This is a genomic window from Cupriavidus gilardii (genome assembly GCF_008801915.1).
GTDB lineage: Bacteria > Pseudomonadota > Gammaproteobacteria > Burkholderiales > Burkholderiaceae > Cupriavidus > Cupriavidus gilardii.
In genome coordinates this window covers 57,898-71,328 of sequence record NZ_VZOV01000017.1, presented here as the reverse complement: position 1 = coordinate 71,328, position 13,431 = coordinate 57,898, and the positions used below count along the sequence as shown (strand labels likewise).

Sequence of the window (13,431 nt, the reverse complement as noted above, 5' to 3'; positions counted from 1 at the left end):
GCCAGGTACGGTGACCGGGCGCCTCTGCGCCGCATCGCCGCTTGCATGCAAGCCGGCGGACGCGACAAAGCCTTGAATTCTAACAGGAAGTTCAGGAATCGGCGAACAGCGACATGATCGAGTCGCCCTTGACGATCCGGGTGAACGTCTCGGCCAGCAGCGAGGCGGTCGACAGCTGACGGATCTTGCCGGTCTGGCGCGCATCGTCGCGCAACGGAATGGTGTCGCAGACGACCACTTCATCCAGCGCCGAGTCGGCGATGCGGGCAGCCGCGCCGCCGGACAGCACCGGGTGGGTACAGTAGGCGAACACCTTCTGCGCGCCGCGTTCCTTCAGCACCTGGGCTGCCTTGCACAGCGTACCGCCGGTGTCGATCATGTCGTCCATGATCACGCAGTTGCGGCCGTCGACTTCACCGATGATGTTCATCACCTCGGCCACATTGGCCTTGGGACGACGCTTGTCGATGATGGCCAGATCGCAGTTCAATTGCTTGGCCAGCGCGCGGGCACGCACCACGCCGCCCACGTCCGGCGAGACGACCAGCAGGTCGCCGTAGTTCTTCTCGCGCAGATCGCCCAGCAGCACCGGGGAGGCGTAGATGTTGTCGACCGGGATATCGAAGAAGCCCTGGATCTGGTCCGCGTGCAGGTCCATCGTCAGCACGCGGTCGACACCGGCAACTTCCAGCATGTTGGCAACCACCTTGGCCGAGATCGCGACGCGCGCCGAGCGCGGGCGGCGGTCCTGGCGGGCATAGCCGAAGTAGGGCATGGCGGCGGTGATGCTGCGTGCCGAGGCGCGCTTGAGCGCGTCGACCATCACCATCAGTTCCATCAGGTTGTCGTTGGTCGGCTGGCAGGTGGACTGCAGCACGATGACGTGCTTGCCGCGGACATTTTCCTGGATTTCGACCTGGACTTCGCCATCGGAGAATCGGCCCACCAGCGCCTTGCCCAGCGGAATGCCGAGGTGCTGCACGACAGCCTCCGCGAGTTTGGGGTTGGCGTTGCCGGTGAATACCATCAAGCCGTCGCTACTCATGAGGGGCACCTGTCTTGCTGCTGGGGGATGGTCGCCGGCGCTGCCGGCGACAGATTCTGCAGATCTGCGAGGAATGTAATGGCAGGGGAGGAAGGATTCGAACCCTCGAATGCCGGAATCAAAATCCGGTGCCTTAACCGACTTGGCGACTCCCCTACACAACCGGGACCGTTCTTCGTTGCGCCGACAGCCACAACGCCGAACGAAAACTTGTTATGCGAAAGCTGCGAGCGGATGGCGCGACAAACTTCTCACGCATCTGCCATCCCATTCGGATGGCAACCGATCGAGTACCTGTTGCGCAGTTTGCGCGTCAGTATAGCGTGCAAACACACAGGCACCGGAACCGGTCATCCTTGCCTCGGGGCTGAATTGTCTCAGCCAGACAAGGGCTCGGGCAACTTCGCCGAACTTCGCTGTTGCTATCGCTTCCAGGTCGTTGCGACCGAAACCGAATTTGTTTGTGCAAGCAGCGAAGTCCGTAATTATGGAGATGGGCGTATCCCTTGTCAAGCGTTCATCGGAAAAAATTGCTGCGGTCGGCACATGCTGGCGTGGATGGATGACCACGAACCAGCTGTCCGGGAGATCGACCGCGGTCAGTTCCTCGCCGATCCCCTGGGCGAAGGCGTTCTGGCCGAACACGAAGAACGGCACGTCGGCGCCCAGGCTCAGGCCGATCCTCATCAACTGCTCGCGCCGCAGCCCCAGCCCCCACAGCCGGTTCAGCGCCAGCAGCGTGGTCGCCGCGTCGGACGAGCCGCCGCCGATGCCGCCGCCCATCGGCAGCGCCTTGTCCAGCGCGATCTCGACGCCGTAGCAGGTTCCCGTGGCCGCCTGCAGGGCCTTCGCGGCGCGCACCACCAGATCGTCGTCGGCGGGCACGCCCGGCACGTCTGTCACACGGACGACCGCGCCGTCGCCGCGGCGTTGGAAATGCAGCGTGTCGCTCCAGTCGAGCAGCTGGAACACGGTCTGCAGCGTGTGATAGCCGTCGGAGCGGCGGCCGGTCACATGCAGGAACAGGTTCAGCTTGGCGGGCGCGGGGCAGTCGCGCAGTTGCGCGGGAGGCAGGGACGCTGACATCGGTCGGGAAGGGAGGGGAGCGCAGATCGAGCGACGGCTACGTTCAGTGCGGGATCAGCGGGATCAGCGGGATCAGCGGGATCAGCGGGATCAGTGCGATCAGCGCGAAACAGGGGCGTCGATCACCAGCTTGACCGACATCGGTCCACCCGCGCCATCGCGCGCCAGGTCGATCCGTCGCGGCAGCGTTTCGGCGCCGTCCGGAGCAGGCTGCCAGGCCGCGTAGCGCACGGTCCAGCCGTTCTGCGACAGCGTTTCGAGCCGGCCCTGGGCGTCCCGCGTGGCGCTGGCCGGGGCGCCGGGCGCCGGCCGGGCACGCAGCCAGTCGCGCATGCCGGCCACCGGCAGTGCAAAGCCCAGGCTCTGCTCGAGCAGCGCATCGACCTGCGGCGCGTTGCGAGGCGGTTCGTTGGGCAGGTCGAGCGTCGCGCCCGACGGTGTCGCGGTGACCACGGCGAGGGTCTGGCCAAGCGGCGAGATCAGGTCCAGCCGTACGTTGTCGCCCTGTTCGCGCCAATGGAAGCTGCCTTGCACGCCCTCGTCGCGCCCATAGCGGACGTAATTGGCGGCGAAGCGCCCCGTCAGTTCGCTGGCGCGGGCACCGGCGGCGGCATCGAACTGGCGCGACGGCGTCACGCTGGCGCAGGCGGCGAGCCACAGCGGCGCGGACAGGCAAAGCAGGGTCAGGGTTCGGCGGGATCGGTCCATGCGGAGAACGGAGATCGATGCCCGGTCACGGCGCGTGGTGGCGCGGGCCGTGCCGGCGAGGGGTGTCGAAGGATGGCGAATGGCCGGGCCACGTCAGGCTGCGTGCGCAAGCCGAGATGCTGGTGCGCGCTACTGCGCCAATCGCACGTTGTAGCGCCGCAGCGTTTCGACCAGCGTCTCGTTGTTCGGGTCGAGCTTGACGCCTTCTTCCCAGGTCTTGCGGGCCTCGTCGCGCTCGCCGAGCTGCCACAGCACCTCGCCCAGATGCGCGGCGATCTCGGCCTCGGGCGCCTTCGCATAGGCGTCGCGCAGCAGCTTGGCGGCCGGCTGCAGCTGCCCCAGGCGGAATTTGACCCAGCCCAGGCTATCCATGATGTACGGATCGTCGGGGCCCAGCTCGGTAGCCTTTTCCAGCAGCTTCAGCGCTTCCTGCAGCCGGATGTTGCGATCGGCCAGCGAATAGCCCAGCGCGTTGTAGCCCTGCTTCTGGTCCGGCTGCAACGCGATGAACTGGCGCAGCCGGCGTTCCATGCTGTCGTAGCGCTTCTCGCGTTCGTCCAGCATTGCCAGCTCGTACAGCCATTCGGCGTTGTTGGGCTCGGCCTTGATGCGCTCGTCCAGCACCTTGCGCGCGCGGTCGTAGGCCTTGACTTCCATCAGCATGCCGACCTCGGCCTGGCGCACCGCCATCATCCGTTGCGCGCGCTGATCGGGATCGGCAATGTCCTCGGCGTCGGCCAGCATGTCGCCGAAGATCGCCTGCGCATCGTCGAGCCGGCCCATGCGGCCAAGCATCTGCGCGCGCTTGACCGAGGCGGCGCCGACCATGCGTTGATCCTCGATCCGGTCCAGCCACTGCACCGCGCCCGCGTAGTCCTTGCGTTCCTCCGCGATCTGCGCGAGGTACTGGTACGCGACGTCGGGATTGGAGCTCGGCGCCTTTTCGGCCAGCCGCAGGTATTCGTGCAGATAGCGTTCGGCCTCGTCGTAGCGGCGCGCCTGCAGTCCGGTCAGGCCGAGCGCCAGCGGCACGCGCGGATCGTCGGGCGCGACCTTGCGCAGCGCCTCGAATTCGCGCCTCGCCGCGTCCATCTCGTTGCGCTGCAGGTAGACCCGCGCCAGCGTGATGCGGCCGTTTACCGAGGCGGGGGCCTTGTCGAGAAAGCGCTTCAGCCCCGCGATGGCCTGTTCGGGGGAACTGTCGGCGCGCAGTTCGGCCGCCATCAGCGCAGCCGCTTCGTAGTCGGGGCGCAGGCGCTGCGCTTCGTCGAGCTCGGCCAGCGCGCCCGGCACATCGCCGGCGGTTTCCTTGGCCCGCGCCAGCGCCAGCCGCGTTTCGGCCGACTGCATGTCGTTGGCGACCAGCCGCTGCAGCAACGCGGCCGCGCCGGCCGGATCGCTGGTGCGCGACAACTGCTGCTGCAATTGCAGGATGGCCTCGGGACGATGGCTCGGCGGCACGCCGTTCAGCTGCAGCGACAGCAGCGGTTCGGCTTCTTCCCAGCGCGCGTTCAGCACCAGCAGCGTCGATAGCACCTGACGCGCGGCCGGCGAGGTCGGCGCCAGATCGGTCCACAGCCGGGCGCCATCGAGGGCCTGCTGCGGGACGCGCGCATTGAAGGCGATTTCGGTGGCGCGCTGCGCGAAGCGGGGATCGCGGGTCGAGCGGGCCAGTTCCACGTAGGTGCGATAGGCCGGGCCGGTCAGGCCCCGCTGCATCGAGATTTCGGCGGCCAGCACGCGGTACATGATGTCGGCCGTCAGCGGCAGCTCGGGCAGCGGCATTTTCGGCGGCAGCGGCGTGGCCGGGGTCGGCTCGAGCTCGCCGTCGCTGCTCAAGGTGAACATCGGGCGGTCCGCCTCGACACCGTCGGACTTTGCCTCTGCGCGTGCCGGATCGGCCTGGGCCGATCTGGCATCGCGCGCACTGGCGCAGCCGGTCAGCGCGCTGGCGCCGACCACCGCCGCGGCCAGCAGCGGCAGCAGACGCCGGCCTGGCGCTGCGCGGCTTACGCCAGTCAGCGCGGGCGGCTCGTCAAGCGGTACGTGGGGAGAGAGCAGAGCGGGGATGCGGTCCAGGCGGTCCGGCATGGGTGGGACTCCGGCACGCGTCGTGCCATATGACAAGTTAGGGCCATTGTAACGTGCCGCTACAATGCCCGGCTGCGGCGCACCATGGCGGGCATGGCGTCTGCCGCTTGGAGTCGTGTGCAAAGGAGAGGTTCGATGCCGGAATTGCCCGAGGTCGAGGTGACCCGACGGGGACTGCTGCCGCATCTGGAGGGCAGCCGCATCGCCGGGGTGGCAGTGCGCCATCGCGGCCTGCGCTGGCCGGTGCCCGAGGAGCTGGAGGCCTGCCTGCCCGGGCGGCTGATCCGGCGTGTCGAGCGGCGCGGCAAATATCTGCTGCTCGAATGCGTGCGCGAGGGGCACGCCACGGCCGGCGGCGTGGCCGCTGGGGTGGGTGGTGGTGAAGATGCCGGCTGGCTGCTGATCCACCTCGGCATGACGGGCACGCTGCGCGTATGGCACGAGCCGCCCGCGCCGGGCACGCACGACCATGTCGATCTGCTGCTGCACGACGCGGCGGGCCGGCCGCTGACGCTGCGTTTTCGCGACCCGCGCCGTTTTGGTGCGGTGCTGTGGACCACGCTGCCCGAGGCGCTGCTGTCCAGCCACCCGCTGCTGCGCAATCTGGGCATCGAGCCATTCGATTCCGCCTTCGACGGCGACTGGCTGTACCGCCATACGCGCGGGCGCACCGCGGCGATCAAGACCGTCCTGCTGTCGGGCGATATCGTGGTCGGCGTCGGCAACATCTATTGCTCGGAGAGCCTGTTCCGCGCCGGCATCCGGCCGACCACGGCCGCGGGCCGTCTGTCGCGCGCGCGCTGCGAGCGGCTTGCCGCCGCGGTGCGCGAGACGCTGGCGCTGGCGATCGAGCGCGGCGGCAGCACGCTGCGCGATTTCGTCGGCAGCGACGGGGCCAGCGGCTATTTCCAGCTCGACTGCCTGGTCTACGATCGTGCCGGCAAGCCATGCCGGCACTGCGCCACGCCGGTCCGGCAGATCGTGCAGGGCCAGCGCTCGACCTTCTATTGCCCGCAATGCCAGCGTTGAGCCCAGCGACACGCCACCCCTGACCCAGACAGACCGAAGCCCCACGACTTATCGATGCCTCGCCGTTCCACCATTCGATCCACCACGGACTGCGCTGCGGCCCCGGATTGCGCCGCCAGCGCGGTGCCGCCGGACTTCGGCGCCCGCGTCTTGCAATGGCAGCGCCGGCACGGGCGCCACGACCTGCCCTGGCAGAACACCCGGGATCCGTACCGGATCTGGCTGTCGGAGATCATGCTGCAGCAGACCCAGGTCAGCGCGGTGATCGACTACTACCAGCGCTTTCTGGCGCGTCTGCCGACCGTGCAGGCGCTCGCCGACGCGCCCGCCGACGAGGTGATGGCGCTGTGGGCCGGGCTCGGCTACTACTCGCGGGCGCGCAATCTGCACCGCTGCGCGAAGCTGGTGGTCCAGCAGTACGGCGGCCATTTCCCGAGCGATCCCGCGCTGCTGGCCGAGTTGCCCGGCATCGGCCGCTCGACCGCGGCGGCGATCGCGGCGTTCAGCGCGGGCGTGCGCGCCCCGATTCTCGACGGCAACGTCAAGCGGGTCTTCGCGCGCTGCTTCGGCGTGCACGGCCATCCCGGCGAAAAGGCGATCGAGAACCGGATGTGGGCAATGGCCGAGGCCGCGCTGCCTGCGCCGGGCCCGCGCCAGTCCGATGACATGGTCGCCTACACGCAAGGGCTGATGGACCTGGGCGCGACCGTCTGCTCGCGCGGCAAGCCCGCTTGCCTGGACGAACCGGCGCGCTGCCCGCTGTCCGACCTGTGCGTCGCGCGGCGCGAGGGCCTGACCGCGGTGCTGCCGACGCCGAAGACGCGCGCGCCGGTGCCCGAGCGCAGCACGGTGATGGTGGTGTTGCGGCATGGCCGCGAGGTGCTGCTGCGGTTGCGCGCGGACAGCGGCATCTGGGGCGGCTTGTGGAGCCTGCCCGAGCTGCCCGTGCCGGCGCTGCCGTTCGACGCCGAACAGGCCGAGGACGACGCGCTCGCCTTCGGTCGGGCGTTCGGCACTCCGGCCCGCGCCGCGATGGTCGCCGAGATGACGCACGTCTTCACGCATTTCCGGCTGCTGATCCGTGCGGTGCGCGTCGACATGGCGGCATTGGCGCTGCGCGATGCGGGTGGGGCAGCAGCGCAAGCAGCGCAAGAGCAATGGCGCTGGCTGTCGCTGGACCGGCTCGACGAACTTGGCATGCCGGCGCCGGTGCGCAAGCTGCTGGCCGGCGAGGTGGTGCCGCAGTTGTTCTGAAGATCTGCGCCGCTCGCGGGAGCCGGCCGGCGAGGCGGTGGCCGCTACAGCCGTTACCCGTTACAGCATGTGGTGCTGGCGCATGAAGCGATGAACGATCTCGATCCGCATGCCGGCGTCGGGCAGCGCCATCAACATCTGTTTGGCCTTCATCGGCACCGGCAGCAGTTCGCATAGCCGATTGGCGACCCAGCTCGGATCCTCCCACTGCATCGGCTCGGCAAAGGGCAGCTTGTGCGGCGTCGCGTGCAGCGAGGCGACGATGCGGCGCAGCGCCGCCAGGCATTCGCCCAGCAACTCCAGCTTGCAGTCGATCACGTCGTCGGGCAGCAGCTCGGCGCGCGCGACCAGCAGGCCGTCGTCGCGGGCATGGTGTTCGAGGATGCGGAAGCGCTGCCTGCCGCGTGTCTCGATCAGCAGCACGCCGAGTTGCTCCATATTGCAGTCGACGATTTCGGCGAGACAGCCGACGGCTTCCGGCACGGTAGTGCTTCCTTCCTGCGCGACTTCGGTGCCGCTGGCGATCAGGCATACACCGAATGCCGCGTTGTCGCGCAGGCAATTGCGCACCATGTCGACGTAGCGGGGTTCGAATACGCGCAGCGGCAGCCGGCCGCCGGGAAACAGCACGGTGTGAAGCGGAAACAGCGGCAGGCTGTCGACTTCGATGTGGAGCGGTGCCGCGTGATTGGACGCTGCGGAACTGGAAGACATGCGATCCCGAGAAGACCATCGCTCACAAGGCGGGGGAACGCACATTGCGCCGCCGCCGGGATCCACCGCCCTGGTGGGGCCGGATCAGCTTACCGGCACCAGCTCGCGGTGTCTGACCAGCACATTACCATGCGCGCGGAAGTAGTTGGCAAGTCTTTCCGCGATATAGACCGAGCGGTGCTGGCCGCCGGTGCAACCGATTGCCACCGTCAGATAGCTGCGGTTGTCGGCGACGAAGCTCGGCAACCATTTCTCGACATAGGCCCGAATGTCCTCGGCCATCGCCAGCACCATCGGCTGGCTCTGCAGGAAGTCGATCACCGGCGCATCGCGGCCGGTCAACGGCCGCAGTTGCAGGTCGTAATACGGGTTGGGCAGCGAGCGCACGTCGAACACCATGTCGGCATCGCTCGGCACGCCGTGCTTGAAACCGAACGACGTGAACAGCAGCGTCAGCTGCAGATTGTCGTCGCGGATGAAGTCCTTGATCCAGGCGCGCAGCGTATTGGTGCGCACATTGCTGGTGTCGATCCGGTGCGCCGATTCGGCCAGCGGACTCAGCAGCTCGCGTTCCATCTCGATCGCTTCGATCAGCGGAGTCTCGGTCGGCGCGGGCGCACCGCCCGCACCGCCCGCCGCCAGGCGCACCGACAGCGGATGGCGACGCCGCGTCTCCGAATAGCGCTGCACCAGCGAATCGGTATTGGCGGTCAGGAAGACCACGCGGACCTCGTGTTCGGCGGACAGGCTGCGCAGTGTCTCGGGCAGCCGCGCCAGCGATTCGCGGCTGCGGATATCGGTGGCGATGCCCAGATGCGTGTAGCCCTCGGCCGCCAGATAGCGGGCCAGTTCGGGAATGAACTGCGCGGGCAGGTTGTCGACGCAGTAGTAGCCTGCGTCTTCAAGCACGTTCAATGCAACCGATTTGCCGGAGCCGGAAATGCCGGTGATGAGGACGATGCGCATAACGCTTGAAGGATAGCATCGCGTGATGATTGCGTCATGACGGTCCGGTGACATCCGCGGCCGGGGAAGGCGTGGCAGGCGGGAAACGTGGCGAAAGCGTGCGAAAGCCGCGCAATGCACGCGCAGGGCGCCGAGAACAGCGAAATAGCAAAGAAAAAGGCGAACCGCCGGGTGCCCCGCGATTCGCCTTGATCTGGCCTTGGCTCGCTCCGGAACAATGCCGGATCAGCGTGCCGTCATGCGGACAGGCACTCCTTCATGAACGCCTTGCGTTCGTCGCCCTTCTTGCCGCTCGCCTGCGCGTTGCAGGCCTTCATCTTCTGCTGCTGCGAGTTGCCCGCGGTGGCGGGCTTGGCCGACAGGCATTCCTTCATGAAGGACTTGCGCTCGTCCCCGGTCTTGCCGGCTGCCTGCGCATTGCATGTCTTCATCTTGCTCTGCTGGCTGTTGCCGGAGGCGGTCTGGGCAAAGGCGCCCGTGGCGACCAGTGGGCACAGCAGCACGCAGGTTGCGATCAGTGTCTTCATGCTGGAATCTCCTGACTGAGGATCGGGTCGCCAAGCGCAGGATGCGCAACGGCGCAGGCTGGGCGTGATGCCCATTACAGCACAAAACGCTGAAAACCCCAATCAGGTTGACGCTGTCTGCGTGTCGGACACGCCGATGCGTCAATGTGGTCTCGAGCCGCGCTCGGCGCAGCCGCTCAGAGCAGACGGCCCTGGCCGCGCGAGGCCGCGTCGGCCTGCATCGCGGCACGCTGGCGATCCATGAAATCGCGCAGCGTGTCGATGCCGCGCAGCCGCAGGATCGTGTTCCGGACCGCCGCCTCGACCAGCACCGCAAGGTTGCGGCCGGCCGCGACCTGGATCTTCACCATATGGATGGGCAGGCCCAGCACGTCCAGATATTGCGAATCGAGCGGGAGCCGTTCGAATTCCCCGTCGTTGCGGCGCACCAGCTGGACCACCAGCTTGAGCTTCATCTTTCGGCGCACCGCGGTTTCGCCGAAGATCGTCTTGATATCGAGCAGGCCCAGGCCGCGCACTTCGAGCAGGTTCTGCAGCAGCGGCGGGCAGCGCCCCTCGACGAAATCCGGGCCAAGACGCACGAAGTCGACCGCATCGTCGGCCACCAGGCCATGTCCGCGCGAGATCAGTTCCAGGCCCAGTTCGCTCTTGCCCAGACCGGATTCGCCCATGATCAGCACGCCCATGCCGAGGATGTCGAGAAACACGCCGTGCATCGTGACGCGCGGGGCGGAGATGCGCGACAGATACAGCCGCAGATGGTCGATGACCGCGGCCGACGACACCGGCGTCGTGAACAGCGGCGTCGACGAGCGGGTGCAGCGCAGTTCCAGGTCGGGCGGCGGTTCCATGCCGTCGGCGACGACCAGGAACGGTGGCTCCAGCAGGATCAGTTCGCCCATCTGCCGCTTGCGCGTTTCGTCGTCGAGCCGCTGGTAGTAGGTAATCTCCGGCTTGCCGAGGACCTGGATCCGGTTCGGGTGGATCAGGTTCAAGTGACCGACCAGGTCGGCGGCCGAGGTCGCCTCGCGTGCGAAGTCGAGGTCGAAGGCGCGATCGGCGCCCTCCAGCCCGGCCACCCAGGACAGTTTGAGGTCGGCTGCGTTGTCGTCGAAGATCGACTGGGAGGTGACGCCGGTGAGTTCCATGCGGGATGAGGCGGGGCGCTAGGGCGGTGGTGTATGCGGTGGGCGCGGCTGTGCGCGCTTATGCCGGAAGGGTCAAGGATGCCATTGCACCAGCAGCTGGTGAATCGCATCGGGCGTCGGCAAAGCGGCGAGGCCATCGCGCATGTCGCGATCGGACAATAGCTGAGCAATTTCCGACAGGATTTCCAGATGCTGCTGCGTGGCCTGTTCCGGCACCAGCAGGAAGATCAGCAGCGAGACCGGCTTGCCGTCGGGCGATTCGAACGGGATCGGCTCGGCGAGCCGCATGAAGGCAGCCAGCGGCTGTTTCAGTCCCTTGATGCGGCCATGCGGGATGGCGACGCCGGCGCCGAGTCCGGTCGAGCCGAGCGATTCGCGGGCGAACAGATTGTCGGTCACCGTGGCGCGCGCCACGCCATGGTTGTTTTCGAACAGCAACCCGGCCTGTTCGAACACGCGTTTCTTGCTGGTGACGCTGACGTCGAGCGAGATATTGCCGGGCGGCAGCAGTTTGGCCAAACGGTTCATTTGAAAATGCGCGGAATTCCTGATACTGGCGCCGCCATGCGGTTCTCGCCGGCGGGGGCCGGTCTGCCGTTGCTGGGCGGTGCGTTCGTTGCCGCCGCTTCCCGACTATCAGCGTGCGGCACATTATAGTGCAGGGGGGCTCCCTGCCGTCCGATGCCGATCGCCCCGAGCGGCATTGCGCAGGAAACGGGGCGGGCATTCTCTAGATGTATTGCACAGCATACACCGGGAAGCCCGCCAGACGGAACCCCATTCCGGTTTCATCCTGCAGGCTGCGAGGAGTGGCGCCGCGCGACGGGCGCAAAAAAGCCGTGCTCCTGGCACGGCTTCCTTCCTCGCTTCAAGGCGGGCCGTCGTCCGGCCGCGCCGAATCATCAAGCTACTGCTGGGCCTGACTGGCCGCGAAGCTGTGGTACTTCAGCGATTCGCGGTCGTGGCTCTGCACCTTGTCCTTGTAGCGGATTACCTGCCGGTCCAGCTTGTCGACCAGCATGTCGATCGCCGCATAGAGATCTTCGTGATGCGCCTCGACAAAAATGTCCTTGCCCTTCAGATGCACATTGATTTCCGCGCGCTGACGGCGATCCTTTTCCTTTTGATTGTCGACCGATAGCAGCACGCTGACGTCAATAACCTGATCGAAATGCCTGAGGATTCGCTCCAGTTTCGTTTCCACGTACTCACGCAGCGAAGGCGTGATGTCCAAGTGGTGTCCACTGATCTTGAAGTTCATAGCGCTTCTCCTTCTGAAAGAGCCGCACCAGGCAGGCGATGCGACTCGGCTACAAAGACTTGCGAAGGTTCACGGCCGGGATCTTCAAGGCTTCACGATATTTGGCGACGGTACGTCGCGCCACGACGAAGCCTTGTTCCCCCAGCAGTTCGGCAATCCGGCTGTCGGACAACGGGTTTCTGGGGTCTTCGGCTCCTATCAGCTGCTTGATCAGCGCACGGATTGCGGTGGAAGAGGCGGCACCGCCGGTCTCGGTCGATACATGGCTGCCGAAAAAATATTTCAGCTCGAATGTCCCCATCGGGGTGGCCATGTACTTGTTGGTCGTCACACGAGAAATAGTCGACTCGTGTAGACCCAGTGTATCGGCTATCTCCCTCAAAACCAAGGGGCGCATCGCAATTTCGCCGTGCGTAAAGAAATTCTTTTGCCGCTCCACGATGGCTTGTGCGACGCGCAAAATGGTGTCGAAACGCTGCTGGATATTTTTGATGAGCCAGCGCGCCTCCTGCAGTTTCTGCTGCAATCCCGCGGCGCCGGTATCGCCTTTCGCACCGCGCAAGATCTGCGCATACATGTCGTTGATGCGTAGCCGCGGCATCACATCGGGATTGAGCTGGGCGATCCAGTTGTGGCCGCTCTTGCGCACGAATACATCGGGCACCACGAAGTCCGCTTCCGGCCGGCTGTAGGCGTGGCCGGGATACGGCGCGAGCGAGCGGATCAACTCGTGCGCGGCCTTCAGCTGCATGTCGTCGACCTGCAGCGCCTTCTTCAGCCGTGTGTAGTCGCGCGCGGCCAGCAGTTCGAGGTGATGGCGGACGATGGTCATCGCCAGCTCGCGCTGCGGATGTTCGATGCGGCGCAGTTGCAGCGACAGGCACTCTGCTGCGTTGCGTGCGCCGACCCCGGGCGGATCGAAGCTTTGCAGCAGCGTCAGCATCGCATGCACTTCGTCGAGTTCGAATTCGAGCTCTTCCGGCAATTCGGACAGGATTTCCTCGAGCGACGCGCTCAGATAACCGTCGTCGTCGAGCGATTCGATCAGGAAAATCGCCAGGCCCTTGTCGCGCGTCGAGATTTTCAGCGGCGTCAATTGCTCCATCAGATATTCGCGCAGCGTGGGCTCGGCATCGCGCAATTGCAGCGGTGTTTTCTCGTCCTCATCGCTTTGCGGACGGCGGGCGAAGTCGTCCAGGCTCCAGTCGCCGCCATAATCGTCGCCCGCGCCGTCGGCATAGCCTTCGTCGGCTGCGGCGGTGCCGTCCGCGTGCGAGTCCGCGGGCGCCGCCGGTTCGGCGGGCGAGGTCGTGGTGGCGGTCTGCACATTGACCGACCCGTCGGCGGCAACGCGCAGCGGGCTTTCGATCCAGTCGTTTTCGCGTTCGAGCAGCGGATTCTCGGTCAGCGCCTGCTCGACTTCCTGTTGCAGTTCCAGCGTGGACAACTGCAACAGCCGGATGGACTGCTGCAGCTGCGGCGTCAGGGCCAGATGCTGGGAGAGGCGTAGCTGTAGCGACGGTTTCATGCGGCCTATTTTATGCGCAACTTCGGCCGCGATGGAACGGAATTTGCTATCGGAAGTTTCGATTGCGTGGTCAG

At 66.3% G+C, this 13,431-nt stretch carries 13 protein-coding genes and 1 tRNA gene; 2 read left to right on the top strand and 12 right to left on the bottom strand.

Annotation, left to right across the window (positions count from 1 at the left end; translation table 11 throughout):
* Positions 1 to 91: 91 nt before the first annotated feature.
* From F7Q96_RS18900 to F7Q96_RS18880, 5 genes are all read right to left on the bottom strand, one after another.
* Positions 92 to 1,045, bottom strand: coding sequence for a ribose-phosphate pyrophosphokinase (locus F7Q96_RS18900; protein ID WP_006576809.1), 954 nt, complete (start codon positions 1,043 to 1,045; stop codon positions 92 to 94).
* Between the two features lie 79 nt (positions 1,046 to 1,124).
* Positions 1,125 to 1,201, bottom strand: a tRNA-Gln gene (locus F7Q96_RS18895).
* A 57-nt stretch (positions 1,202 to 1,258) separates the two neighbouring features.
* The gene (gene ispE / locus F7Q96_RS18890; RefSeq protein WP_053821028.1) at positions 1,259 to 2,131 is read right to left on the bottom strand and encodes a 4-(cytidine 5'-diphospho)-2-C-methyl-D-erythritol kinase; all 873 of its coding nucleotides are present in this window, start codon (positions 2,129 to 2,131) and stop codon (positions 1,259 to 1,261) included.
* A 99-nt stretch (positions 2,132 to 2,230) separates the two neighbouring features.
* A complete protein-coding gene (lolB, locus tag F7Q96_RS18885) occupies positions 2,231 to 2,839 on the bottom strand; it encodes a lipoprotein insertase outer membrane protein LolB (protein WP_053821029.1) in 609 nt (202 codons plus the stop codon).
* Positions 2,840 to 2,968: 129 nt separating this feature from the next.
* Positions 2,969 to 4,930 carry a tetratricopeptide repeat protein gene (locus F7Q96_RS18880; protein ID WP_082371378.1) on the bottom strand — a complete coding sequence of 654 codons (1,962 nt, stop codon included), beginning with the start codon at positions 4,928 to 4,930 and terminating at the stop codon, positions 2,969 to 2,971.
* 135 nt (positions 4,931 to 5,065) lie between these two features.
* On the opposite strand from F7Q96_RS18880, the gene mutM reads away from it, so the two are divergent.
* Positions 5,066 to 5,959, top strand: a complete 894-nt coding sequence (mutM, locus tag F7Q96_RS18875) for a bifunctional DNA-formamidopyrimidine glycosylase/DNA-(apurinic or apyrimidinic site) lyase (RefSeq protein ID WP_053821030.1) — start codon at positions 5,066 to 5,068, stop codon at positions 5,957 to 5,959.
* 54 nt (positions 5,960 to 6,013) lie between these two features.
* Complete coding sequence (gene mutY / locus F7Q96_RS18870) at positions 6,014 to 7,213, top strand: A/G-specific adenine glycosylase (RefSeq protein ID WP_053821031.1); 1,200 nt, start codon at positions 6,014 to 6,016, stop codon at positions 7,211 to 7,213.
* A 60-nt stretch (positions 7,214 to 7,273) separates the two neighbouring features.
* Here the strand turns inward: mutY and F7Q96_RS18865 are convergent, their stop codons facing one another.
* The 7 genes from F7Q96_RS18865 to F7Q96_RS18835 all read right to left on the bottom strand — a co-directional run bounded on the left by F7Q96_RS18865 (position 7,274) and on the right by F7Q96_RS18835 (position 13,357).
* Positions 7,274 to 7,927: an LON peptidase substrate-binding domain-containing protein gene (locus F7Q96_RS18865; RefSeq protein ID WP_053821032.1), complete on the bottom strand. Its 654-nt coding sequence runs from the start codon at positions 7,925 to 7,927 to the stop codon at positions 7,274 to 7,276.
* A gap of 84 nt (positions 7,928 to 8,011) precedes the next feature.
* Positions 8,012 to 8,893 (bottom strand): RNase adapter RapZ, encoded by an 882-nt coding sequence (gene rapZ / locus F7Q96_RS18860; RefSeq protein ID WP_053821033.1) that lies wholly within the window; start codon positions 8,891 to 8,893, stop codon positions 8,012 to 8,014.
* Positions 8,894 to 9,129: 236 nt separating this feature from the next.
* Complete coding sequence (locus F7Q96_RS18855) at positions 9,130 to 9,420, bottom strand: PsiF family protein (RefSeq protein ID WP_053821034.1); 291 nt, start codon at positions 9,418 to 9,420, stop codon at positions 9,130 to 9,132.
* 176 nt (positions 9,421 to 9,596) lie between these two features.
* Entirely contained in the window at positions 9,597 to 10,568 is a 972-nt protein-coding gene (hprK, locus tag F7Q96_RS18850; protein ID WP_006576781.1) for an HPr(Ser) kinase/phosphatase, read from the bottom strand.
* Positions 10,569 to 10,640: 72 nt separating this feature from the next.
* Entirely contained in the window at positions 10,641 to 11,096 is a 456-nt protein-coding gene (gene ptsN / locus F7Q96_RS18845; RefSeq protein ID WP_053821035.1) for a PTS IIA-like nitrogen regulatory protein PtsN, read from the bottom strand.
* A gap of 379 nt (positions 11,097 to 11,475) precedes the next feature.
* Positions 11,476 to 11,829 carry a ribosome hibernation-promoting factor, HPF/YfiA family gene (hpf, locus tag F7Q96_RS18840; RefSeq protein WP_053821036.1) on the bottom strand — a complete coding sequence of 118 codons (354 nt, stop codon included), beginning with the start codon at positions 11,827 to 11,829 and terminating at the stop codon, positions 11,476 to 11,478.
* Positions 11,830 to 11,878: 49 nt separating this feature from the next.
* Positions 11,879 to 13,357, bottom strand: a complete 1,479-nt coding sequence (locus F7Q96_RS18835) for an RNA polymerase factor sigma-54 (protein WP_053821037.1) — start codon at positions 13,355 to 13,357, stop codon at positions 11,879 to 11,881.
* Positions 13,358 to 13,431 lie beyond the last annotated feature (74 nt).

Excerpts from the sequence above, each read along its gene's own strand:
- F7Q96_RS18900 (WP_006576809.1), bottom strand. The coding sequence starts at position 1,045 with ATGAGTAGCGACGGCTTGATGGTATTCACCGGCAACGCCAACCCCAAA.
- ispE (WP_053821028.1), bottom strand. The coding sequence starts at position 2,131 with ATGTCAGCGTCCCTGCCTCCCGCGCAACTGCGCGACTGCCCCGCGCCC.
- lolB (WP_053821029.1), bottom strand. The coding sequence starts at position 2,839 with ATGGACCGATCCCGCCGAACCCTGACCCTGCTTTGCCTGTCCGCGCCG.
- F7Q96_RS18880 (WP_082371378.1), bottom strand. The coding sequence starts at position 4,930 with ATGCCGGACCGCCTGGACCGCATCCCCGCTCTGCTCTCTCCCCACGTA.
- mutM (WP_053821030.1), top strand. The coding sequence starts at position 5,066 with ATGCCGGAATTGCCCGAGGTCGAGGTGACCCGACGGGGACTGCTGCCG.
- mutY (WP_053821031.1), top strand. The coding sequence starts at position 6,014 with ATGCCTCGCCGTTCCACCATTCGATCCACCACGGACTGCGCTGCGGCC.
- F7Q96_RS18865 (WP_053821032.1), bottom strand. The coding sequence starts at position 7,927 with ATGTCTTCCAGTTCCGCAGCGTCCAATCACGCGGCACCGCTCCACATC.
- rapZ (WP_053821033.1), bottom strand. The coding sequence starts at position 8,893 with ATGCGCATCGTCCTCATCACCGGCATTTCCGGCTCCGGCAAATCGGTT.
- F7Q96_RS18855 (WP_053821034.1), bottom strand. The coding sequence starts at position 9,420 with ATGAAGACACTGATCGCAACCTGCGTGCTGCTGTGCCCACTGGTCGCC.
- hprK (WP_006576781.1), bottom strand. The coding sequence starts at position 10,568 with ATGGAACTCACCGGCGTCACCTCCCAGTCGATCTTCGACGACAACGCA.
- ptsN (WP_053821035.1), bottom strand. The coding sequence starts at position 11,096 with ATGAACCGTTTGGCCAAACTGCTGCCGCCCGGCAATATCTCGCTCGAC.
- hpf (WP_053821036.1), bottom strand. The coding sequence starts at position 11,829 with ATGAACTTCAAGATCAGTGGACACCACTTGGACATCACGCCTTCGCTG.
- F7Q96_RS18835 (WP_053821037.1), bottom strand. The coding sequence starts at position 13,357 with ATGAAACCGTCGCTACAGCTACGCCTCTCCCAGCATCTGGCCCTGACG.